The sequence below is a fragment of the Corynebacterium ulceribovis DSM 45146 genome (genome assembly GCF_000372445.1).
Taxonomy (GTDB): Bacteria; Actinomycetota; Actinomycetes; order Mycobacteriales; family Mycobacteriaceae; genus Corynebacterium; species Corynebacterium ulceribovis.
In genome coordinates this window covers 937,674-960,076 of sequence record NZ_AQUY01000001.1, presented here as the reverse complement: position 1 = coordinate 960,076, position 22,403 = coordinate 937,674, and the positions used below count along the sequence as shown (strand labels likewise).

The 22,403-nt window shown below is 59.5% G+C and carries 21 protein-coding genes; all 21 read right to left on the bottom strand.

Annotation, left to right across the window (positions count from 1 at the left end):
- Window position 1 precedes the first annotated feature (1 nt).
- The 21 genes from A3EC_RS0104445 to aroB all read right to left on the bottom strand — a co-directional run bounded on the left by A3EC_RS0104445 (window position 2) and on the right by aroB (window position 22,392).
- Window positions 2–1,462 (bottom strand): RsmB/NOP family class I SAM-dependent RNA methyltransferase, encoded by a 1,461-nt coding sequence (locus A3EC_RS0104445; protein WP_018023970.1) that lies wholly within the window; start codon window positions 1,460–1,462, stop codon window positions 2–4.
- On the bottom strand, window positions 1,462–2,403 hold the full coding sequence (gene fmt / locus A3EC_RS0104440) for a methionyl-tRNA formyltransferase (RefSeq protein ID WP_018023969.1): 942 nt from the start codon (window positions 2,401–2,403) through the stop codon (window positions 1,462–1,464). The genes A3EC_RS0104445 and fmt overlap by 1 nt, the downstream gene beginning before the upstream one ends.
- Window positions 2,404–2,434: 31 nt before the next feature.
- The gene (gene def / locus A3EC_RS0104435; RefSeq protein ID WP_018023968.1) at window positions 2,435–2,935 is read right to left on the bottom strand and encodes a peptide deformylase; all 501 of its coding nucleotides are present in this window, start codon (window positions 2,933–2,935) and stop codon (window positions 2,435–2,437) included.
- 60 nt (window positions 2,936–2,995) lie between these two features.
- Window positions 2,996–5,032 carry a primosomal protein N' gene (locus A3EC_RS0104430; RefSeq protein WP_018023967.1) on the bottom strand — a complete coding sequence of 679 codons (2,037 nt, stop codon included), beginning with the start codon at window positions 5,030–5,032 and terminating at the stop codon, window positions 2,996–2,998.
- A 4-nt stretch (window positions 5,033–5,036) separates the two neighbouring features.
- Window positions 5,037–6,248 (bottom strand): methionine adenosyltransferase, encoded by a 1,212-nt coding sequence (gene metK, locus A3EC_RS0104425; RefSeq protein WP_018023966.1) that lies wholly within the window; start codon window positions 6,246–6,248, stop codon window positions 5,037–5,039.
- A gap of 106 nt (window positions 6,249–6,354) precedes the next feature.
- Window positions 6,355–7,605, bottom strand: coding sequence for a bifunctional phosphopantothenoylcysteine decarboxylase/phosphopantothenate--cysteine ligase CoaBC (gene coaBC, locus A3EC_RS0104420; protein ID WP_018023965.1), 1,251 nt, complete (start codon window positions 7,603–7,605; stop codon window positions 6,355–6,357).
- Window positions 7,606–7,617: 12 nt separating this feature from the next.
- Window positions 7,618–7,911: a DNA-directed RNA polymerase subunit omega gene (rpoZ, locus tag A3EC_RS0104415; protein WP_018023964.1), complete on the bottom strand. Its 294-nt coding sequence runs from the start codon at window positions 7,909–7,911 to the stop codon at window positions 7,618–7,620.
- 27 nt (window positions 7,912–7,938) lie between these two features.
- Window positions 7,939–8,592, bottom strand: coding sequence for a guanylate kinase (gene gmk / locus A3EC_RS11320; protein WP_018023963.1), 654 nt, complete (start codon window positions 8,590–8,592; stop codon window positions 7,939–7,941).
- A 6-nt stretch (window positions 8,593–8,598) separates the two neighbouring features.
- Complete coding sequence (mihF, locus tag A3EC_RS0104405) at window positions 8,599–8,925, bottom strand: integration host factor, actinobacterial type (RefSeq protein ID WP_018023962.1); 327 nt, start codon at window positions 8,923–8,925, stop codon at window positions 8,599–8,601.
- A 155-nt stretch (window positions 8,926–9,080) separates the two neighbouring features.
- Window positions 9,081–9,926, bottom strand: a complete 846-nt coding sequence (gene pyrF / locus A3EC_RS0104400; protein WP_018023961.1) for an orotidine-5'-phosphate decarboxylase — start codon at window positions 9,924–9,926, stop codon at window positions 9,081–9,083.
- An 11-nt stretch (window positions 9,927–9,937) separates the two neighbouring features.
- Window positions 9,938–13,285, bottom strand: a complete 3,348-nt coding sequence (carB, locus tag A3EC_RS0104395) for a carbamoyl-phosphate synthase large subunit (RefSeq protein ID WP_018023960.1) — start codon at window positions 13,283–13,285, stop codon at window positions 9,938–9,940.
- A 4-nt stretch (window positions 13,286–13,289) separates the two neighbouring features.
- On the bottom strand, window positions 13,290–14,405 hold the full coding sequence (locus A3EC_RS0104390) for a carbamoyl phosphate synthase small subunit (RefSeq protein ID WP_169331390.1): 1,116 nt from the start codon (window positions 14,403–14,405) through the stop codon (window positions 13,290–13,292).
- A gap of 32 nt (window positions 14,406–14,437) precedes the next feature.
- Window positions 14,438–15,793, bottom strand: a complete 1,356-nt coding sequence (locus A3EC_RS0104385; protein WP_018023958.1) for a dihydroorotase — start codon at window positions 15,791–15,793, stop codon at window positions 14,438–14,440.
- 3 nt (window positions 15,794–15,796) lie between these two features.
- A complete protein-coding gene (locus A3EC_RS0104380; RefSeq protein WP_018023957.1) occupies window positions 15,797–16,741 on the bottom strand; it encodes an aspartate carbamoyltransferase catalytic subunit in 945 nt (314 codons plus the stop codon).
- Between the two features lie 5 nt (window positions 16,742–16,746).
- Window positions 16,747–17,343 (bottom strand): bifunctional pyr operon transcriptional regulator/uracil phosphoribosyltransferase PyrR, encoded by a 597-nt coding sequence (pyrR, locus tag A3EC_RS0104375; RefSeq protein ID WP_018023956.1) that lies wholly within the window; start codon window positions 17,341–17,343, stop codon window positions 16,747–16,749.
- A 122-nt stretch (window positions 17,344–17,465) separates the two neighbouring features.
- Complete coding sequence (locus A3EC_RS0104370; protein WP_018023955.1) at window positions 17,466–18,335, bottom strand: PPK2 family polyphosphate kinase; 870 nt, start codon at window positions 18,333–18,335, stop codon at window positions 17,466–17,468.
- Between the two features lie 36 nt (window positions 18,336–18,371).
- Window positions 18,372–18,956, bottom strand: coding sequence for a transcription antitermination factor NusB (gene nusB / locus A3EC_RS0104365; protein ID WP_026162202.1), 585 nt, complete (start codon window positions 18,954–18,956; stop codon window positions 18,372–18,374).
- Window positions 18,957–19,058: 102 nt separating this feature from the next.
- Window positions 19,059–19,622 carry an elongation factor P gene (gene efp, locus A3EC_RS0104360; RefSeq protein ID WP_018023953.1) on the bottom strand — a complete coding sequence of 188 codons (564 nt, stop codon included), beginning with the start codon at window positions 19,620–19,622 and terminating at the stop codon, window positions 19,059–19,061.
- 107 nt (window positions 19,623–19,729) lie between these two features.
- Window positions 19,730–20,848 (bottom strand): M24 family metallopeptidase, encoded by a 1,119-nt coding sequence (locus tag A3EC_RS0104355; RefSeq protein WP_018023952.1) that lies wholly within the window; start codon window positions 20,846–20,848, stop codon window positions 19,730–19,732.
- Entirely contained in the window at window positions 20,845–21,285 is a 441-nt protein-coding gene (gene aroQ / locus A3EC_RS0104350) for a type II 3-dehydroquinate dehydratase (protein WP_026162200.1), read from the bottom strand. Before aroQ ends, A3EC_RS0104355 begins: the two co-directional genes overlap by 4 nt.
- Window positions 21,286–21,309: 24 nt before the next feature.
- Window positions 21,310–22,392 (bottom strand): 3-dehydroquinate synthase, encoded by a 1,083-nt coding sequence (aroB, locus tag A3EC_RS0104345; protein ID WP_018023950.1) that lies wholly within the window; start codon window positions 22,390–22,392, stop codon window positions 21,310–21,312.
- Window positions 22,393–22,403: the final 11 nt, after the last annotated feature.

Genomic DNA, 22,403 nt, shown 5'->3' with positions numbered 1-22,403 from the left:
CCTACTTATCGTTGGGGCGCTGAAGAACGGCGAAGAACATGGCATCAGTGCCATGGCGATGCGGCCACATCTGAACGGAAGTGCCAGGTCCAACATCAGCCATCGGGGTGACAAACTGCTGTGCATCCAATTCCACCAAACCGTGGTTCTTCACTGCGTCAGCAACCACGGAGACGGTTTCACGGAGCAACGGCGAACAGGTAGAATAGACCACAATGCCACCAGGCCGAACCAGCTTCGCGGCGCTCGCCAACAGCTCCTTCTGCAACGCAACGAGCTCCGGAATATCGGTTGGCTGCTTGCGCCAGCGAGCCTCCGGACGGCGGCGCAGCGCACCGAGCCCGGAACATGGTGCATCGACGAGCACCCGGTCATAACCTGGCTCCAAACCAGGTTCGCGACCATCAGCAACATGTACTGTCACCGGCAAGTTCCGGACGGTCTTTGAAATGAGCTCAGCACGGTGCGGCGAGACTTCCACCGCATCGACCGTGGCGCCATCAATCCCGGCGATGGCACCCATGAAAGCCGCCTTACCGCCAGGGCCTGCGCACAGGTCGAGCCAACGGCCGGAGTCTTCACCGTCGACAGGGACTTGAGTAGCGGCGCGTGCGATGAGCTGAGACCCTTCGTCCTGTACGGCAGCCATACCGTCGCGGACAGGTTCCAACGCGCCAGGATCGCCACCGTCCAAGTGCACGGCATACGGCGAGTAGGGGCCTTCCTCACCGCCGGTGATCAGCGCCAGTTCCTCCGCAGAGATCTCGCCAGGGCGGGCAACCAAATGCACAATTGGTCGTTCGTCGGCAGCGGCCAGCGCAGCCTCCAGCTCGGCAGCTTGGCTACCAAGAGACTGCGCAAACGCTTCAACAATCCACTTTGGGTGGGCATACTTAGTGGCCAAATAGCCGATTGGGTCGGCCGCAGGGTTCGGGACCAGCTCCATCACCCAATGGTCAAAATCATGCTGCGCCACTTTCCGCAGGATTGCGTTGACGAACCCTTTCGCCCCCGGTTTGCCAGCGGCTTGTACTGCAATGACGGAAGTATCAACGGCAGCATGCGCGCCGACCCGGGTCTTCAACAGCTGGTATGCGCCCAGGCGCAGAATGTCCAGGATTTCCGGTTCAATATCGCGCAACGGCCTCGTAGAAGCGCGGGACAAAATCTCATCGAGTACCCCTTGGGCACGAAGGGTGCCGTAGGTGATCTCGGTGGCAAAGGCAGCGTCGCGGCCTTTAATCTTCTTCGCGCGCAGTCTCTTCGGCAGCACCAAGTTCGCGTACGCACCATCTTGGCGGACAGCTTTGAGCACTTCGAGAGCAGCTTTACGCGGCGCGTCTAGGAGCTCACGTTCGCGCGTCCGACCGCCACGCTGATCCCGTCGCTGGTTACCGCCCCGGGAGTTACCGCCGCGCTGTCCGCGGCGTTGCCCGCCGCGATTGCTTTGTCCATCGGCCATTAGCTAAACACCTCTCCTGCCGGGTTCGCACCACGCGCCCAGTCCGCAGCATTCATCATCCGCTTGCCTGGTGCCTGCACCTGCTCCAGCTGAACCGCGTCGGAACCGGTCCCCACAAACACTGCCTTCTTCGTTGTGAAAATCTCACCCGGAGCTAGCTGCCGGTCATCCGGCAGAACCACGTCAACTACCCGCGCAAACGGGCCAACTTTGATGCGCTGCTCCCCCAGTACGCTCCATGCGCCTGGCGCTGGGGTGTGCGCGCGTACCTGCCGGTCAATGACGTGTGCTGGCAGCTGCCAGTTAATCTGTGCGTCCTCGACCTCAATCTTTGCAGCGTGGCTGATGCCTTCTGTCGGCTGCGGTTCCGGACGGATCGCACCAGCTGCCAAGCCGGTGAGCGATGCCGCAAGTAGCTCTGCGCCAGTCACCGCCAGCCGACCGAGCAAATCATCGGCAGTATCGGTTGGCGCGATGCGTTCGGTAATGGTTCCAAGGACCGGCCCGGTGTCCAATCCTTCTTCAATGCGGAACGTACTCGCGCCGGTGATGTCATCGCCCGCCGCAATGGCAGCTTGCACGGGAGCTGCGCCGCGCCACGCTGGCAGCAAACTAAAGTGCAGGTTAATCCAGCCATGGGTTGGCACATCGAGCAGGTTTTTCGGCACCAAGTTGCCGTAGGCCACCACCGGAATCGCTTCTGGGGCTAGCTCGGTAATCCGAGCCACTACCGCGTCATCTTTCAGCGTCGTCGGAGTGAGAACTTCAATGCCGTACTCGTCAGCAAGCTCCCCTACTGGGCTGCGGCGCAGGGACCTACCCCGGCCGACCCGCGCATCTGGCCGGGTCAGCACCGCTACGACGTCGAAGTCTGGTGAATCGATGAGCTTTTGCAGTGATGGCACCGCCGGCTCTGGTGTCCCCGCGAAAATTACCCGCATGTGTCACAGTCCCTTTCGTTGCAGCGTCTGGTTACCGGTTCAAAAACCACTCGGCGTGGCGGATCTCCGCCATTGCCTGCTTTCGGTCGGCCGGTGCCAACCGCTTCACAAACAGCACCCCATCCAGGTGGTCCGACTCGTGCTGCATGCAGCGAGCCAGCATGCCGGTCGCCTGCATCGACACTGGTCGACCGGTCATATCAACACCACTCATCTGAATCGTCGTTGGCCGCTGCACATCTGCCCGAATGTCCGGAATGGATAGGCACCCTTCAGCAACCACATCGGTGTCGTCGCCAACACGCTGCCACACCGGGTTCACAATGTGTCCGGCTACCCCATCGACGTCGTAGACGAAGACGCGGCGCAGCACACCCACTTGGTTTGCGGCCAGCCCAATGCCACCTTCAGCATGCATCGTTTCAGTCATGTCGGCAATCAGTTGCCCGAGAGCCTCATCGAAGCTGGTGACTTCTTCAGCGCGGGTGGTCAGCACTGGGTCGCCGAAAAAGCGCAGTGGCAGCAGGGCCATGTATTCCTTCTCCTTGAGTGGTTTTCAGTTTGTGCTGTTAGTTTACCTATTCGTCTTGCGCTACCCGATTGCCGGTGGATCAATCTGCACCCGCAGTGGGAGTCGGTCCTGCTGCGCCGCTCGAATGATCTGCGCCGAGCGCAGTGCATGCCCGAGCACTTTCGATTGCGCCCGCGGCACCCGAATGAGCAGCCGCAGCGTTGGACCATGCAGTCCAGGGTCGGCGCCGGCGGGTGGTCGGACCCCAGGTGGGAGTTCGACCGGGCCGAGCAATTCTGCTTCCGCTGGCAGTTCCGCCACGGCCAACAGTTCGTCGATGGCCGGGTTGGAGCCGTCGATTGCGGCCATCAGTACTGCCGGTGGGAACAGGGCTTGTTGACGAATATTTAGCTCCGCTTGCGCTGCGCTGGCCGCATCCCAGTGCTGCAACGCTGTGATAGCGGGATTGTCGGATTCACCAATGACGATCACCTGGCCGTGTTCGGCTTCACTGCGCACTAGTGCTGCCGCGCCCATCCAGTGGGCAAGCGCTCGTTCATGGGCGCGCAGGTCCTGGCGGTTAAGCAGCGCCCATGTGTCGGCAATAATCGCAGCGCCGTATCCACCATCAGCGATGGGTTCTGCGCCCGGTGTGGCAATGACTAGTCGCGCCCCTTCTGGGACGGTGGCTTTTACATGGTCATCGCTGGATGCGGTGACGGGGACGCCAGGGAAAGCGCGGCCAAGTTCTTCCGCGGTACGTTCCGCGCCCATGACAATCGGCCGCAGACTGGAGCTGCCGCAGGACGGGCAACTGTAATGCGGATCAATGCGGCCACACCACCGGCAGGTTGGCGCTGCCGAACCGCTGCCCTGGTCTGGGCCCTTCTTCGGCATCCCCAGTGGCCCATGGCAGTGTCGACATCGCGCCGGGGTGCCGCAGGACCGGCAGCTGAGCACCGGAATATAGCCACGGCGCGGTACTTGGACCAGCACTGGTTGTTCGGCGGCCAATGTGTGCTTAATGCTGGCGAACACAGCGCCGGGAAACCTCGACCGAGCCAGCGAGGAGTCGCGCCCCAGCACCACTTCTGAATCATCTAGGGTGCGGATAATCGGCATGCTGCGCTGCATCGTCTCTGCTGTCGGCACCAGGTCGTGCAGCCACTGTTGTTGCACCCATGCCGCTGTTTCGGCGGTGCGACCATAGCCAGCAATCATGAAGGCGGCGCCGGTAATCGTCGAGCGCAGTGCAAGTACTTCTCGCATATGTGGGTATGGGGCCCGTGGTTCATTGTGCTGGTCATCGCCGTCGTCAACAAGCACGGTGAGCCGCAGGTTCTGGATCGGTGCCCACGCCGCTGACCGGGTTCCCACCACAATCCGGCCGCCGCCGAAGAGGATGCGCAGGAATCTGCGGTAGCGCGTTTCGTGGCCGGCGTCGTGGTTCAAAATGGTGACTTGTTTGGCGCTGACAAACTGGGTCAGGGCTTCGGCTACCCGGTCAACCATTCGTTGGTGTGGCACCACAATCAGCACGCCACCGCCGCCCACTGCAGTGTGGACGGCAAGCTCCGCGAGCCGGGTCTCCCACTGCGCATTCGGCTGGAGCTGCCAGGCGGCTCGCACTGTCTGACCGCCAATGACCGCATTGGCAAAGGAGCGGCCGAAGACGAACTCGTCCCAGCCGTCTAATTCCGGCAGGCTAATTTCTGGGCCTAACGATTCCCACGCGACGTCGCGGCGTTCCAATTCGGCTGCCTCGGCGCGGGCATGGCGTGGCGGCACCGCTAGTCGCCAAAGGTCCCCGCGGAAACCCGCATAGCGCGTAGCCACCGCTTCAATGAGGGTGGAAATCTCCGGGGTGTGGACGGGCTCTGCAGTGATGACTTGCCGAATATCGGACAAGGCGCCGTCGTAGTCAGTGTCCGCGCGCCGTTCGAGCACAATCGCGTCGGTCAGCCGACCAGCAAACTTGACTCGGACCCGGGTGCCGGGCTGCGCGCTATCGGCAAACTTCGCGGGGACAGCGTAGTCAAAAGGCCGGTCGAGGTGCGGCAGCGACAATAACGGAAGCACCCGGGCAACTGGGGCCTCGGGTGCTGTCGTCTTGGTCATGTACCTAGTTTAGGCCAGCAGCTGCGCGCAGCGCGTCCACGCGGTCCAAACGCTCCCACGGCAGGTCCAAGTCCGTGCGGCCAAAGTGGCCGTAGCTGGCGGTACCGGCATAGATCGGCCGGAGCAAATCCAGGTCGCGAATAATTGCGGCCGGACGCAGGTCGAATACTTCCTGTACGGCAGCCTGGATCGCTTCATCGCTCAAGCCATGCTTGCCGGTGTCGTAGGTTTCAACGTACAAGCCCACTGGCTTCGCCCGGCCAATGGCGTAGGCTACCTGCACTTCAGCGCGTTCCGCCAGGCCTGCTGCGACGATATTCTTCGCCACCCAACGCATGGCGTAGGCACCGGAGCGGTCCACCTTTGATGGGTCTTTGCCGGAAAACGCGCCGCCACCATGGCGTGCCATGCCGCCGTAAGTGTCCACGATAATCTTTCGGCCGGTCAGCCCAGCGTCACCTTTTGGTCCGCCCAAGATGAAGGAGCCGGATGGGTTGACCAGCACGGTCAGCTCGTCGGTGACAAAGTCATGCATTTTGCTTTCAGAGATGACGTAGTCGACCACATGCTCACGCATCTGCTCCGAGAGCCAATCCTGAGTGATTTCCGGGTCATGCTGCGTCGAAATGACGATGGTATCGAGCGCGACCGGCTTGTCGTTTTCGTCATAAGCAAAGGTCACCTGGGTTTTACCGTCTGGTCGCAGGTGTGGCACGATGCCCTTCTTCCGCACTTCAGTGAGGCGGCGCGCCAGACGGTGCGCCAGCGCAATCGGCACCGGCATGAATTCGGGGGTCTCGTTGGTGGCGTAGCCAAACATCAGGCCTTGGTCACCGGCGCCAGCCAGGTCATCAACATCAGCGGAGCCGTGGACGCGGGCTTCATACGCTGTGGTCACGCCGTCAGCGATTTCCTGAGACTGCTCACCGATAGAGACCGTGATGCCGCAGCTTTCGGCGTCGAAGCCCTTCTCTGAGCTGTCGAAGCCAATCTCGGCAAGGGTGCGCCGCACAATCCGTGGAATGTCGACATAAGCCTCGGTGGAGACTTCCCCGGCGACATGGACCAGACCGGTGGTTACCAGCGTTTCGACGGCGACCCGCGAGTTGGGGTCCTTGGAAATCAGAGCGTCGAGAATATTGTCGCTGATTGCATCCGAGATTTTGTCTGGGTGACCTTCAGTGACGGATTCGCTGGTAAACAGCCGATGCGACATGAAATGCCTACTTTCAATGAGGGCTAAGCTAAGAGACAACCTTATCTAAATTAGACCAAGCTGTCTATAAATCCAAAAAGCTCCGCTTGTTGACGATTATGGGCACTTAGTTCCGAAGCTGACGGACACTGTCCAAAAGCGCGGCGGCCAACGCGAACTTGGAGCCAAACTCGACTTCCGTTTCGCCACCATTTTTGTCCAAAATCCAGCCAGCGTTATCGGTCGTACCGAAGGCCTTGCCATCGCCAACTACATTGCACAACAGTACATCGCAGCCTTTACGCGCTAGTTTTGCCCGGCCATATTCCAACGGGGTGCCATTCTCGTCGCCGGTTTCCGCTGCAAAGCCAACAATTGTGGGTTGCTTTTCGAAAACGCCAGCGGTGCGGGACTGAACTAGCCCGGCGAGGATATCGGGGTTCTCCACCAATTTGATGGTGGTCAGTTCAGAGTCCGATCCCTTTTTGGCCTTGGAGGTAATAACGGTCTCTGGGCGATAGTCAGCCACCGCAGCGGACATAATGATGACATCCGCAGTTGGCGCTACCTCGTTCATCGCGGCTTCCATTTCCCGGGTGGTTTCTACCGAAATCACCGTTGCGCCGGCTGGCGTCGGCAAGCTATCCACTGACCCTGCCACCACAGTGACTTTCGCGCCGCGTTGCGCAGCAATTTCCGCCAGCGCAAAACCCTGTCGACCGGAGGAACGGTTACCGATAAACCGGACTGGGTCAAGTGGCTCGCGAGTACCGCCGGCCGAGATGAGAACGTGCAGCTCTTCAAGATCTCGGGTGAACGCCCGAGGTTTGGTTGCCGCCAACATAGCCAACGAGGCGATCTGCTCAGGCTCTAACATGCGGCCAGGCCCGGTATCTTTACCGGTCAATCGTCCATGCGCCGGTTCCAGCACAATGATCCCGCGCTGGCGCAGCGTCTGCACATTTGCAACCGTTGCCGGGTGATGCCACATTTCGGTGTGCATTGCCGGAGCAACCACAACTGGACAGGTAGCCACGAGCAAAGTGGCGGTGAGCATATCGTCAGCACGCCCCATCGCCATCCGGGCCATGAGGTCTGCAGTGGCAGGGGCAATGACGATCAGGTCAGCTTCTTGGCCGACGCGAACGTGGCGCACTTCATCGACACCCTCGAATACGGTGGTGGTGATGACGTTGCCGGAGAGCGCCGCGAAGGTGGTTTCGCCCACAAAGCGCAGTGCTGATTCTGTGGGCACTACGGTGACGCTGTGGCCCTGTTCGGTGAACTGTCGCACCACCGAAGGGGCTTTAAATGCAGCAATGCCGCCGGCCACTCCGACGACAACTTTAAGAGAATCGACATTAGTGGCGGCGGCCATATGCTTGCGGTCCTACCCTTCGGTGTGGTTCAGCAGACCGTCGTTGATTTCGCGCATCGCCAACGACAGTGGCTTTTCGCCAGCCTCGTTGCCGACCAGCGGTCCAACGAACTCCTGGATCTGCTCATCCGACTCCAGGTAGTACTGGTTAATCTGTCGGGCACGCTTCGCCGCGAAGATGGCCAGCGCGTACTTCGAGGACGCGTGTTCCAGCAGCTCATCGATCGGCGGGTTGGTGATGCCATCCGGCTGGTCGAAGATAGCTTCTTCGTGCTTGGCGTTAGTTGCAGCGTTGTCAGTGCTCACGTAAGTGACAACCTTCCCTGGAGGTAGTTAGTTCTCGTTCAGTACAACGGTATCGCGCATGTCATCCCGAACAACTTCCTTGACAGGTTTGTTCAGCAACAGTGCTGCAATTGCGTCGACTGCGTGGTCAACATCGTCGTTGATGACCACAAAGTTGAATTCGTCAGTGCACCGGAGCTCATTCTTTGCTGTCTGCAACCGACGCTCGATGACCTCAGGTGCTTCGGTACCACGGCCAGTAAGCCGTTCTACCAGCGTATCCCAGTCAGGTGGTGCAAGGAAAACCAGTTGTGCGTCAGGCATAGCCTGGCGCACGTTCCGAGCACCTTCGATGTCGACTTCGACCAAAACTGGTCGTCCGTCATCCAACGCTGACTGCACTGGGCTAGCTGGAGTACCAGATAGCTGCAAGCCACCGTGGATTTCCGCCCATTCCAGCATCAGACCGTTGTCGATATTGCGCTGGAATTCGTCAACAGACACAAAATAGTAATGGTGCCCATCAACCTCGCCCGGACGTGGAGCCCGAGTGGTCATGGACACACTAAAGTAGAGCTCCGGAACTTCGGTACGAAGCCGATCCACCACGGTGGATTTTCCGACGGCCGACGGGCCAGCCAGCACAATCAGCTGGCCTTTCGTGGACGCCGCGGATTCGTTAACCGTATTAGCTCCGGTCATCGCCGTTTAGGCCTCTTCGGAGAAGCCGAAACGCTCCAGCAGGGCACGACGCTGGCGGTCACCAAGACCACGCAGACGACGAGTTGGGGCGATTTCCAGGTCAGTCATGATTTCCTGAGCCTTGACCTTGCCCACCTTTGGCAGGGCTTCGAGCAAAGCAGAGACCTTCATCTTGCCGATGATGTCGTCGTTGTCAGCGCGCTCAAGAACTTCCTTGAGGTCGATGTCGCCGCGCTTGAGCTGATCCTTCAATTCTGCGCGAACCTTACGTGCCTGTGCTGCCTTTTCCAGGGCTGCTGCACGCTGCTCAGGGGTCAACTGCGGAAGGGCCACGGATTCCTCCGGTTCAAATAGATTGCAAATGGTGTGCGGCTAACAATAGCCGCGTTATCGTCTGACCAACGAAAATCGGTCAACTTTCGGCAAGTGTAGCACTAACAGCAGCAAGCCCATGCCAAGGGAGCCTGTGACATGGGTTTTAACTGTGTTTATGCAGGAAAATCTTCGGCCGCAGCCAAAACTGCACTACGCAGTTTCTGCAGGTCAGGTCCCTGCTTCAAGATTGCGCGAGAAATATTTGGCAAAGCCGCGTGTCGCATATCCCCAGCAATCCGATCTACATCCGCTGCCGTTGCGCCCTGCGCACCAACACCTGGCATCAGAATCGGGCCACCAAGTTCAGACAGGTAAGGCGGGTCAGTAAGCGTCGCACCGACGACCACACCAAACGAACCCAAACCGGCTTGCTCCACCTCAATCTCATTGAGCGCAGCAACCGTATCCACCACATCCTGCGACAAAGTATCGCCCAGGATCTGGGCATCCTGCACCCGACGAGCCTCCGGATTCGATGTCGCCGCTAGGAAAAACAACCCGCGGCCGTTTTCCTGCGCCAACTCAATAGCAGGCTGCAGCGCGCCCATCCCAAGGAACGGGTTCACGGTCAACGCATCCGCAGAAAGCGCCGACCCCTCCCCTAACCAGGCCTGTGCATAGGCAGCCATTGTCGAGCCAATATCGCCACGCTTAGCGTCTGCGACGACCAGAACACCGGCCGCCCGCAGCTCAGCCATTGTCTCCTCAAGCACAGCGAAACCAGCCGAACCATATGCTTCGTAAAACGCCACCTGCGGTTTGACCACCGCAACAGTGTCAGAAAACGCAGCAACACAGATCTGCGAGAATTCCCGCAGGCCGGCGGCGGTGTGCGGTAGGTCCCATTGCGTCAACAAGCTCGGATGCGGGTCGATACCCACACACAACCTGCCACGCTCTGCTACCGCAGCGGACAGGCGGGCGCCGAAGGACGCGGCGTCAGATGCAACGGATGCCATGATGCTGCCGCCTACTTCCGGTTCGCCTGTGTATCCAGGTCCTGGAGCGCGCACACTTCAGTCTTACCGGTCTGCGCAGCCTCAATACCCTGGATAGCGGCCACAGCGCCCTGCACCGTGGTCACACACGGCACACCCATCCGCACCGCAGCGGCGCGAATCTCGTAGCCATCGACACGCGAAGCGCCAGTGCCCAACGGAGTATTGATAATCAGGTCCACTTCACCATCCAGAATGTGATCCACAATCGTGGCCTCACCTGGGGTTTCCGGCCCATCCTCAGTCAGCTTGCGGACAACAGTGCAGTCAATACCATTGCGCTGCAGCATCCCAGCCGTACCGGCAGTGGCCATGATGGTAAAGCCCAACTTCTCCAGCTGGTGAATCGGCAGCACCATCGCACGCTTATCGCGATTTGCCAAGGACACAAACACATTGCCCTTGGTTGGCAACGCGCCAAACGCCGCTGCCTGGCTCTTGCCGAACGCGGTACCGAAGTCCCGGGCCAAGCCCATCACTTCACCAGTGGACTTCATCTCCGGCGACAGCAGGTTATCCAAGCTGGTGCCGTCTGGGCGCTGGAAACGGTTGAACGGCAGCACAGCTTCCTTCACCGCAATTGGCGCGTCCAGTGGCAGGTTGCCGCCATCAGTATCAGCCGGAATCATGCCCTCTTCGCGCAGCTGAGCAATAGTTGCGCCAGCCATAATGCGCGAGGCCGCCTTCGCCAGCTGCACACCGGTCGCCTTCGACACGAACGGCACGGTGCGCGATGCCCGCGGGTTCGCCTCGATGACGTAAAGGATTTCATCCTTCCAAGCGAACTGGACGTTCATCAGGCCCTTAACACCAATGCCATGTGCCAACTTCGCAGTAGCTTCACGGACCTTGTCGATGGTGTCTTCCGACAACGTCATCGGCGGCAGGGCGCAGGCAGAGTCACCGGAGTGAATACCAGCTTCCTCAATGTGCTCCATCACACCGCCGAGGTACACCTCTTCGCCGTCGCACAGCGCGTCAACGTCAATTTCGATGGCGCTGTCCAAGAAGCGGTCCACCAACACTGGGTGGTCGTCGGTGATTTCAGTGGCGCGAACAATGTAGTCGGCCAGCGACTTCTCGTCGTAGACAATTTCCATGCCGCGGCCGCCCAGCACGTAGGACGGACGGACCAGCACTGGGTAGCCCACCTTCGCGGCAACTTCGCGGGCTTCCTCGAAGGAGGTAGCCGTGCCGAAGGCCGGTGCCGTGAGCTCCGCATCAGCCAGAACCTTGCCGAATTCGCCGCGGTCTTCCGCAGAGTTAATCGACTCAGGGGTGGTGCCAATCACTGGAACACCAGCATCGGATAGTCGCTGTGCCAGGCCCAGCGGGGTTTGGCCACCAAGCTGCACAATCACACCGGCAACGTTGCCGGACTGAGCCTCCGCGCGGTAGACCTCCATCACGTCTTCGAAGGTCAGTGGTTCGAAGTACAGGCGGTCAGCGGTGTTGTAGTCGGTGGACACGGTCTCTGGGTTGCAGTTGACCATGACGGTTTCGTAGCCGACACGGGACAGTTCCAGTGCCGCGTGGACACAGGAGTAGTCAAACTCAATGCCCTGACCGATTCGGTTCGGGCCGGAACCCAAAATGATGATCTTCTCGCGGTCCGTCTGCGGCTTAATTTCCGACACAGCGGTCGGGTCCAGCTCGTAGGTCGAGTAGTGGTACTCCGCAGCGGATTCGAACTCACCAGCGCAGGTATCCACGGTCTTGAACACAGGGAAGATGCCCATACGCTCACGGAGGTTACGAACACCGTCCTCACCAGCTAGCTCTGGGCGCAGCGCCGCGATCTGCTTGTCGGACAGGCCGTAGTACTTCGCTTCCCGCAGCAGGTCGGCATCGACCACTGGGGCGTCGAGGATACGGCTGCGCAGCTCCACCAGGTTCGCCACTTCGGACACGAACCATGGGTCGACACCAGAGTGCTTGTAGACGTCATCAACCGACGCACCGAGGCGCAGCGCCAGCTCAATGTCGTACTGGCGACCGTCGGTTGGCCGTTCCAGGTCCTTGAGGATTGCGTCAACGTCGGTGGCGTTCTCGCCGGCGAAGGTCTCATCTGGCATGGTCCAGAAACCGGCCTGCTTAGTCTCCATCGAGCGCATTGCCTTGTTCAGTGCGCTGATGTAGTTACGGCCAATGGCCATCGCTTCACCAACGGACTTCATGGTGGTGGTCAAGGTGTCGTCGGCACCTGGGAACTTTTCGAAGGCAAAGCGCGGTGCCTTGACGATGACGTAGTCGCATGCTGGCTGGAACAGGGCTGGCGTGGTGCCAGTCATGTCGTTGGTGATCTCGTCCAGGGTGTAGCCGATAGCCAGTTTCGCGGCGAACTTCGCGATTGGGAAACCAGTGGCCTTAGAAGCCAGCGCCGACGAGCGGGAGACTCGTGGGTTCATCTCAATGGTGATGAGACGGCCGTTGGTTGGGTGGATGGCGAACTGCAGGTTACAGCCGCCCGACGCCACGCCAACTTCGCGGATAATGTCCACACCCTGCTGGCACATCTTTTCGTACTCTGGCGCGGTCATGGTCATCGCTGGTGCCAAGGTGACAGAGTCACCGGTGTGCACGCCCAGCGCGTCGACGTTTTCAATGGAGCAGATGACGATGACGTTGTCGTTGTGGTCACGCATCAGCTCCAGTTCGAGTTCCTTCCAACCAAGGATGGACTCTTCAATCAGCACGTTGGCTTCTGGGGACGCTGCCAGACCACCGCCGGCAATGCGGTCGAGGTCTTCGTAGGTGTATGCCAAGCCGGAGCCGAGACCACCCATGGTGAAGGATGGGCGTACCACCACTGGCAGACCCAGTTCCTTAACGGTTTCGTGGACTTCTTCCATGGAGTGGCACACCGCCGAGCGTGCGGATTCGCCGCCGATGGAAGCAACAATGTCCTTGAACTTTTGGCGGTCTTCGCCGCGTTCAATAGCGTCAATGTCCACGCCGATGAGCTCGACGTTGTACTTATCCAGGATGCCGCGGCGGTCCAGTTGGATGGCGGCGTTCAGTGCGGTTTGTCCACCAAGGGTAGCCAGCACCGCGTCGACTGGGTGGCCTTCTTCGATTTCCTTCTGGAAAATCCGCTCAATGTATTCCGGCGCGATCGGTTCAATGTAGGTATGGTCGGCGAACTCCGGGTCGGTCATGATGGTGGCCGGGTTGGAGTTAATCAGGGTGACGCGCAGCCCTTCTTCTTTCAGGACGCGGCAGGCCTGGGTACCGGAGTAGTCAAACTCGCAGGCTTGACCAATGACGATTGGGCCGGAGCCAATGACCAGAACGTGGTTAATGTCTTGACGACGTGGCATGGATTTAAGCCTCTTCCTGGGTCTTACCGGCAACGCGGTTAATGAACTGGTCAATCAGGTTTTCCGCACCAACTGCACCTGCAGCGCGAGTTGGGTCAAACAGCACACCAACAGCGGTGTCGTTCAGTGCGATGCCTTCGACGGTGCCGTCGTTCAGGCTGATGTGGGAGACGCGAGCTTCGCCGAATTCAGATTCGACCTTCTGCCCCTCTTCCCCGACGATGCCGTAAGAGTGGTTCTGCACCGTGATGTAGGTGCTGCCATCTTCCGCACGGACCGGAATATTCGAGCCGCGGTCCGCAACCGGCAGCTTTTCCGTGTCAAAGCCCACTGCTCGTGCCAACAGCTGTGCACCGAAACCAAACGCGAACACTGGCAGGCCAGCGCGCAGGACAGTTTGTACTGCCGAAAGGTCGGCGTCCGCAGGGTTTCCAGGACCCGACGACAGCAGCACAGCTGCTGGTTGCTTATTGACGATTTCTTCACCACAAGTCGCAGAGTTCACAACGGTGACCTTGGCGCCGCGGTCTGCAAATGCCTGTGCTTCTGGCTTCGGCATTCCGTAGTCCACGGCGACGATGTCCAGTCCGTCAGCGTCTGGGTTGTTGACGAGGTATTCCGCTTCGGTGCTCACCTGGTTAGCCAGAATCTCGAAGCTGTACTCGGCAACCGCCTGAGCCAGTTCTTCGACTGGTCGTTTCGCATCCGCACCAGTGAAAATGCCGCCCATCTGGCTGCCGTTGTCCCGGATGTACTGCACTAGGGCACGAGTATCGATATGCGAGATGCCGGTGATTTCCTGGGCATTCATAACGTCAACAAGCGAAGAGGTCGCACGCCAATTCGAGGTGACTGTGGACGGGTCACGAATAATGATGCCTGCGGTCCAAATTTTGCCGTCGCGGCTGAGGGAGTCTTCTTCGTTCCAGCCGGTGTTGCCGATTTGTGGCGCAGCGAAAGCGAGCAGAACGCCGTGGTTAACCGGGGTGGTCATTGCCTCCTGGTAGCCAACGAAATCGGTGGTGAAACCAACTTCACCGTAGACGGTTGCGGTGGCGCCATAGGAGCGGCCATAGAAGGCGCGGCCGTCGGCCAGTACCAGAACTGCAGAGTTCGTCACGACAGTCTCTTTCTGATGTGAGGTGTTAGGAATCATTTTTGGACTACTCCATTGTGCAAGGTCACACGACCACGTAGCAGCGTTGTCGTCACTCTGGAGGAAAAGGTCATGCCTTCATATGGGTCATTTTCGGCCTTGGACTGGGTGTCCTTGCCGTAGGAGGTCCACTGCTTGTTGGTGTCCACAGCGGTGAGGTTGGCAGGTTCACCAACTGCAATTGGGCGGCCATGACCTGGCAACCGCACCAGTTCAGCTGGGCGTTCACTCATGACTTTGGCGACAAAACGCCAGTCTGCCAGACCCGGCTTAACAAAGGTGTCCACGATGACCGCGAGGGAGGTTTCCAGACCAAGCATGCCTGGGCGAGCATTATCAAACTCGCAGCACTTTTCTTCCGATGAGTGTGGCGCATGGTCAGTGGCCACGCAATCGATGGTGCCGTCCAGCAAACCCTGGCGCAGCGCCATAATGTCCCGGTGCTCACGCAGCGGCGGGTTGACCCGGTTCACGCCGTCATAGGTTTCCAAGCGTTCGTCGGTCAGGATGAGGTGGTGCGGGGTGACTTCAGCAGTCAGCGGGATGCCTTCGTTCTTCGCCCACTTCACCAAGCTGACGGTGCCTTCCGTTGAGGCGTGACAGATGTGCATTCGGCCGCCATAGTCGCGGGCCAGCAAAGCATCGCGCACGACGATGGATTCTTCAGCAGCCCGTGGCCAACCACGAAGTCCCAGACGAGCAGCCACTGCACCTTCATGCGCCACTGCCCCGTCGGTCAAGCGTTCTTCTTCGCAGTGCTGTGCCAACATCACGTCCAAGCCTTTGGCATATTCCAAAGCGCGGCGCATCAGCTGCGGGTCGTTGACGCATTTACCATCATCGGAGAACATTCGGACTTTTGCTTCCGAACGGGCCATCATGCCGAACTCGGTGAGGGTTTTGCCGTCGAGGTCCTTAGAGATAGAACCAATTGGGTGCACATCGCACAGGCCGGTGGCTTGTCCCTTGAACCATACGGACTCGGCGATGGAAGGGTCATCCATCACTGGCTTCGTGTTTGCCATGGTGAACACTGCGGTGAAGCCACCCACGGCAGCTGCGGCCGAGCCGGTTGCAATGGTTTCAGTGTCTTCACGGCCTGGTTCGCGCAGGTGAACGTGGATATCCACCAGACCTGGCAGCAGCACCTGGCCGGTCAGTTCAATTTCCTGACCATTCTTCGCATCGTCATCAAGCTGAACGTCCGGACCAATTGCGGCAATGACGCCGTCTTTGACCAGTACGTTCGTTGGCTCGCCTTCGCCATACGGGAGCACACCAACCAGCAAGGTCTGCTGGGGGCTTACCGGCGCCAAGGTGCCTGTTGCTGGGTAGTTTTTATCATCAGCCATGACTTAGGCACCTTCCTTGGCTTGAGCCGAAGCAATGAGTTGGAACAGCACCGCCATGCGGACGTGCACACCATTAGATACCTGCTGCAGCACGGCGGTACGTGGCAGGTCGGCGACGTGGTCGTTGATTTCCATGCCACGGAGCATCGGTCCTGGGTGCATGACAATCGCGTCGTCTTTCATCATCGCTTCTCGTGCCCGCGACAGCCCGTAGAGTGTGGCGTATTCGCGGTGCGATGGGAAGAAGCCACCGTTCATGCGCTCTTGCTGCACACGCAGCATCATGATGACGTCTGCGTCCGCAATTTCGCTATCGAAGTCGTAGCTGACGCGTACTGGCCATGTGTCCACGCCAAACGGCAGCAGCGTCGGTGGTGCAACGAAAACTACTTCCGCGCCGAGCTTCGACAGCAGGTCCGCGTTCGAGCGGGCGACGCGGGAGTGCAGAATGTCACCAACCAGCACAATTTTGCGGCCGTCAATATTGCCTAGACGCTGGCGGATAGTCACTGCGTCCAGCAGGGCCTGCGTTGGGTGCTGATGGGAGCCATCGCCGGCATTAATCACAGCGGGACCGTTGCCGCCTGGTGCTACCCAGTCGGAGATGAGTTTCGCCGCGCCGGAGTTCGGGTGGCGCATCACAATCGCGTCAGCGCCGATGGCCGCGAGAGTCTGGGCGGTGTCTTTGAGGGACTCGCCCTTCTTCACCGAGGAGGAGCTAGCCGACAGGTTAATCACGTCTGCGCTCATCCACTTACCCGCAGTTTCAAAGGACGCGCGGGTGCGGGTGGAGTTTTCGTAGAACAGGGTGAAGATGGTGCGGCCGCGTAGGGTCGGCAGCTTCTTGATTTCGCGGTCCCCGAGCGCTTCCTGGAAACGGTCGGCTTCATCCATCAAGGAAATGATTTCATCGCGGGTCAGGTCCGCGATGCTCAGCAAATGCTTCATCTGCGTTATGCCTTTTCCACCGGGCGGGACAGAACTACCGCGTCGCGGTCGTCAATCTCCGAAATGAGTACATGCACATCTTCGGTAGCGGCGGTCGGCAGGTTCTTGCCGACATAGTCCGCGCGGATTGGCAGTTGCCGGTGCCCGCGGTCGACCAAAGTCGCCAGCTGGATGATGCGTGGTCGGCCAATGTCCCGCAAGCCATCAAGGGCGGCGCGGATGGTGCGGCCGGAGTACAGCACATCGTCAACAAGCACTACGATGGTGCCGTCAATGCCGCTGTTTGGAATTCGGGTTGGTTTCAGTGCCCGGTGTGGTTTGGTGCGCAGGTCATCTCGAAACAGTGTCACATCCAGGGAACCGGTTTGTGGCCGGACGCCGGAGAACTGTTCAATGCGGTCCGCTAGGCGCTGCGCTAGTGGCACGCCGCCGGATGGGATTCCCAGTAGCACCACTGTCGGTGCGCCTTCGGAATCAAGTGCAGTCTTTTCGATTATCTGGTGCGCGATGCGAGATACGGTACGGCCGAATTCATCTGCGGTGAGCAGTTCAATTTCTTGGAACTGCGGTGCAGACTCGCCCGGTTTAGTCGTGTCGCTCATCGTGACCCCCTTCCCCGCCTCTCAGTGCGGTCCGTTAAAGGTTGTCGGATGCGGCCCAACGTGGTCCGCGGGTTGCCCCATCACTTTAGCAGTACCCGCCCGCCATATTGAACCGACCCGACTCATGAATTTTTCAGGCGTTCCTTTTCGACCTCAGGGTCGAAGTCTGCTTCGGGCCATGTCAGCCCCAAGCTGCGCATTTTCTCGAGCATGAGGCCTTTGACCACAAGGCGTGAGTACCAGCGGTGGTCGGCGGGTACGACATACCAAGGATTTTCGCTTGTTGACGTTCGTTTCAATGCAATTTCGTAGGCCTCTTGGTATTGGTCCCACAGCAAGCGTTCGTCAATATCGCCCGGGTTGTATTTCCAGTGTTTGTCCGGGCGTTCAATGCGTTCGAGCAAGTGCTCAGTCTGCTTTTCCTTGGAAATATGCAGCATGACTTTAACGATGTGAACGTTGCGCGCATTGAGCTGATTTTCAAAGTCCACAATGGCGCCATAGCGACGCTCAATCTCTTCCGGCGGTGCCATATTGTGCACCCGCTGCACCAACACATCCTCATAGTGGGAGCGGTCGAAGACTCCGACAATTCCGGGGGTGGGCACTGCTTTGCGGATGCGCCACAAGAAGTCATGGGAGGCTTCTTCCGCGGTCGGTTTACCAAACCCAGTGATGCTGACGCCTTGTGGGTCCATGGAACCGATCACGTGGCGAACAATGCCGCCTTTGCCGGAGGTATCCATACCTTGGAGCACTAGGAGGACCGCAGGCGCGGCACCGTTGTTGACCCGGTGCTGCGCGTACATTTGCTCCTGAAGGTCAGCGAATTCCTCGTCGTGGTCGTCGAAGAGGTCAGCTGCTTCTTCCTTGGCGTTCTTGCCGGTCAGGCCGGGCGTGGAGTCTGGGTCTATGTCGGCTAGTTTGAAGCCAGACGTGACCTTAAGTTGCTCAGCTTGCTTGATAGTGAAGTGGCGTGTCTTTTTGCCCATACCTTCAAGTGTAGGCAAGCTGAGCGACAAGCAGCGTTACTCAGCCGAATCGTCAGCCGATTCCTCGGCTAGTTCCTCGACTGAATCCTGAGGCTGCTCGGCAGGAGTTTCGCTAGGCGGATTATCGTCAATAAGCACGGCGCTGGTGACCGCAGCGGCGGCCTGACGGGCATACTCTGCCACCTCGGATTCCGAATCCAGCACCGCATTGATATACGGCGGGGCGGCATCCGTGGAGTACTCCGAAGCCAATTCAACGGCTTCGACAACTGCAACCTTCACCGGAACTTCCGGATTGTGGAACAGTTCCCACGTTGCGACCCGCAAGATAGCGCGGTCCACCGCAGGGATCCGGTGCAGGGGCCACTGCGCGGACAGGTAAGTAGCAATCGTCGAGTCCAGGCCCGACTGCTGCAGGTGCACACCCTCCACCAACTCCACGGTGTATGGATTCACTGGTGCAATTCCAGAGTCGCGGTCCCGGCCAAGGGCCATCCGCTCGTTGACGATCTTCGCTGGGTTCGCGCCCCGCTGCTCTGCCTCAAAGAGGATGTCCACTGCACGGCGACGGGCACGGTAACGCGCGCCGCGGCGCTGCACTGGGCGCTCCGGCTCTGGCACTGGCTCCGCGACGATATCCCCGGCCGCCAAACCGGCGGCTAGGTCATCTGGGTTACGCGGGTCAAGCTGCTGCCCGCGTTCTTCATCTGGGTATGTCACGGTCTACTTGGTCACGCGCGACAGGTAAGAACCATCACGGGTGTCAACCTTTACAACGTCGCCGATGTTCAGGAACAGTGGCACCTGAATCTCGGCGCCGGTTTCCAGAGTTGCTGGCTTGGTGCCACCGGAAGAGCGGTCACCCTGCAGACCTGGCTCGGTGTGGGAAATCGCCAAGTCAACCGACACTGGCAGTTCTGCGAACAGTGGGGTGCCTTCGTGGAACGACACCTGCACCTGCATGTTCTCCAGCAGGAAGTCGGCAGCGGAACCGAACAGGTCTGGAGCCAGTTCCAGCTGTTCAAAGGTCTTGTCGTCCATAACGACCTTGGCGGTGCCGTCGTCGTACAGGAAGGTCATATCGCGGCGGTCAACGTTTGCAGTCTCGACCTTGACGCCAGCGTTGAAGGTCTTATCGATGGTCTTACCCGAGACAACGTCCTTCAGCTTGGTCCGCACGAAAGCTGGGCCCTTGCCTGGCTTGACATGCTGGAATTCGACGATCTGCTGCAGCTTGTTGTCGATCTTCAGAACGAGACCGTTCTTAAAGTCGGAGGTGCTTGCCACGGGTGTTCTCCTGAATGTTGACGGACTATACGGCTGGATCGAGGTTACTCCACTAAACCACACCGGGGAAACTGGCACGCCGAGCGTGCGCAGAAAGCCAGCGGAAACTACGGCATCACAATCTGCGGTTCGCGTGTCCAGTTGGTCAAAACACGAGCTTCGGCATCGGTGACCACAACGGAATCTTCGATACGTACCCCGCACTCGCCTGGAATGTAGATGCCTGGCTCCACGGTGACCACCATGCCAGCAGCCAACTTATCCTCACTGGTGGCGCTCAGCGACGGTGCTTCATGCACGTCGAGGCCAAGGCCGTGGCCGGTTGAGTGCACGAAGTATTCACCAAAACCTGCTTCGGTAATAATGTCGCGGCACACTTTGTCGACCGCAGCACAGTCGACGCCTGCGGTCACTGCTGCTACGCCCGCTGCCTGGGCACGCTGTACCGCCGAGTAGATATCCCGAGCTCGGCCAGACGGCTCACCGACCGCGACGGTGCGGGTCATATCGGAATTCCAGCCGTTGGAGATGATGCCGAAGTCAAAGGTCACGAGGTCGCCAGCCTCGATGACTCGGTCCGAGGCATTGTGGTGCGGTTTCGCCGAGTTTGGGCCGGAGGCAACAATGGTGTCGAAACCAATACCGTCTGCCCCAGCCATACGGAAGCGGTACTCCAGCTCTGCGGCGATTTCTCGTTCCCGCTTCCCAGCGCGCAGCACTCCGTCGGCAAGCAGCTGTTCGAAGCAGCTAGTGGCTAGGTGCGCCACTCGGGACAGCTCCTGCAGTTCCTCCGGCGCTTTCGTCATCCGCAGAGTTTCCACTTCGTCGGAGACCGCTACCAGCTCGATCTGGTCTCGGAACTCCGCCTGCAGCGCATTCCACTGCGCCACCGTCAGGTGGTTTGCTTCCAGGCCAACGCGCTGCACTCCATCGGCCTCAGCAGCCCACGTCAGGAGCTTCTTGAGCACATTTCGGGCATGTAGCGCTTCAATATCCGGTACCTGTTGGGCGATCTGTGTGGTGTAGCGGCCGTCGGTGGCCATCTTCGCCTCGCCACCGGCAGTGACGAGGACGGCGCCGTTGGAGCCGGTGAAACCAGTCAGGTAGCGCACGTTGACCGGAGTGTTGGTGATAAACGCGTCGATGCGTTCTTGGTCCTGCGCTGGTCGTGCTAGCCGGTCGATAAGCCGGTTTCGGTTCACTGCTGCAGTGCTCACTGGGGTCACTTTTCCTCCGCAAAGTAGATCAACGCAAGTTCGTAGCCCAAGGTACCGAGCCCGGCAATGACGCCTCGGGCAATTGGGCTGAGATATGAATGTGCCCGGAATGGTTCGCGGGCGTGCACATTCGAAATGTGCACTTCGACGAAACCGGCACCGTCGGCAACTTCGGCGAGCGCGTCCCGCAATGCAACCGACGTGTGGGTCAAGCCACCAGGGTTGATTATCACCGGCCAGTTATTGTCGGCTGCTTCATGAACCCAATCAATCAGCTCACCTTCATGATTCGACTGCCGGCATTGCACCGCGAGCCCAAGCCGCTGCGCTGCCGCCGTAATCCTAGCTTCCACATCAGCTAGCGTCGTCGAGCCGTAAATCTCCGGCTGCCGCTTCCCCAGCCGGTTAAGGTTCGGTCCGTTCAGGACGAGCACAGTATTCGTCATGGTGTCGTTGGTCATAGAGTCCATTTAACTGGAAATCGCGTCGTAGGCGCTGCGCAGCTGTTCTTCAGTTGGCCCATCAATTCGCGTGGTCTGCCCCGCCTCCGTCAACGCGACGAAACGAATCTGGCCGTCTCGGTTCTTCTTGTCGCCGCCCATTGCGTCAACAAGCTCAGAGAACAGTCCCGGCTGATAGGTAGTTGGCAAACCAATCGCGGAAATAATGCGTCGATGCCGTTCCACCAGGTCGGCATCAATTAAACCGCAGACCCGCGCCAGCTCCGCTTCAAACATCATCCCGACGGCAACGGCCAGGCCGTGGCGCCACTGGTAGTTTTCGAGCTTTTCGACGGCATGACCGAAGGTGTGCCCATAATTCAAGGTCTCGCGCAGTCCAGCTTCTTTCAGGTCCTGCCCCACCACATTCGCTTTGACGGCAATGGCCCGGTAAATCAGGTCGGCCAACTGGTCGGAATTCGGATCGATGCACGCCTGTGGGTCGGACTCGTACACATCAAGGATGCCGGTGTCGGAAATAAACCCAGCCTTAATGATTTCAGCGCTGCCGGAAACCAGCTCTGCCTCCGGCAACGTCGCCAAGTAATCCAAGTCAATAAATACCGCCGCTGGCTCGTGGAAGGCGCCAACCATATTCTTGCCGGCCGCCGAGTTCACACCGGTCTTACCACCGACAGCGGCGTCGACCATGCCGAGCAAAGACGTTGGTACCTGAATGACGGCGATTCCGCGCATCCAGCAGGCCGCTAGGAAACCAGCCATATCGGTTGCTGCGCCGCCGCCGATACCAATGATGAGGTCTTTGCGACCGAGGCCGAGCTCCCCGCAGCGGTCCCAGACTTCCTCCGCTACTGGCAAGGTCTTCCCAGCCTCTGCATCTGGAATGGTGTGAACCGTCGCGGTGACACCATCGACAGTGGAAAGCGCGCCGAGCAGCCGGAATGCCTGCTGCTCCATAGACGGCTGGCAGACAATCAGCACATTGCGGGCTCCGACATCAGCTACCGCCGCCACAATCTGCGGGGTCAGTCCCCGACCAATCTGCACCTGGTACGGCGCGGGGCTATTGACGTCGATGGTGCGGATACTCATTATCCAGCTGC

Coding starts and splice junctions, on each gene's coding strand:
- coaBC (WP_018023965.1), bottom strand. CDS start 7,605: ATGGCCGCCGCCACTAATGTCGATTCTCTTAAAGTTGTCGTCGGAGTG.
- A3EC_RS0104380 (WP_018023957.1), bottom strand. CDS start 16,741: ATGAAGCATTTGCTGAGCATCGCGGACCTGACCCGCGATGAAATCATT.
- A3EC_RS0104445 (WP_018023970.1), bottom strand. CDS start 1,462: ATGGCCGATGGACAAAGCAATCGCGGCGGGCAACGCCGCGGACAGCGC.
- pyrF (WP_018023961.1), bottom strand. CDS start 9,926: ATGGCATCCGTTGCATCTGACGCCGCGTCCTTCGGCGCCCGCCTGTCC.
- fmt (WP_018023969.1), bottom strand. CDS start 2,403: ATGCGGGTAATTTTCGCGGGGACACCAGAGCCGGCGGTGCCATCACTG.
- carB (WP_018023960.1), bottom strand. CDS start 13,285: ATGCCACGTCGTCAAGACATTAACCACGTTCTGGTCATTGGCTCCGGC.
- aroQ (WP_026162200.1), bottom strand. CDS start 21,285: ATGACGAATACTGTGCTCGTCCTGAACGGACCGAACCTTAACCGGCTG.
- A3EC_RS0104385 (WP_018023958.1), bottom strand. CDS start 15,793: ATGGCTGATGATAAAAACTACCCAGCAACAGGCACCTTGGCGCCGGTA.
- def (WP_018023968.1), bottom strand. CDS start 2,935: ATGGCCCTGCTGCCACTGCGCTTTTTCGGCGACCCAGTGCTGACCACC.
- gmk (WP_018023963.1), bottom strand. CDS start 8,592: ATGACCGGAGCTAATACGGTTAACGAATCCGCGGCGTCCACGAAAGGC.
- pyrR (WP_018023956.1), bottom strand. CDS start 17,343: ATGAGCGACACGACTAAACCGGGCGAGTCTGCACCGCAGTTCCAAGAA.
- A3EC_RS0104430 (WP_018023967.1), bottom strand. CDS start 5,032: ATGACCAAGACGACAGCACCCGAGGCCCCAGTTGCCCGGGTGCTTCCG.
- A3EC_RS0104370 (WP_018023955.1), bottom strand. CDS start 18,335: ATGGGCAAAAAGACACGCCACTTCACTATCAAGCAAGCTGAGCAACTT.
- aroB (WP_018023950.1), bottom strand. CDS start 22,392: ATGAGTATCCGCACCATCGACGTCAATAGCCCCGCGCCGTACCAGGTG.
- metK (WP_018023966.1), bottom strand. CDS start 6,248: ATGTCGCATCGGCTGTTTACCAGCGAATCCGTCACTGAAGGTCACCCA.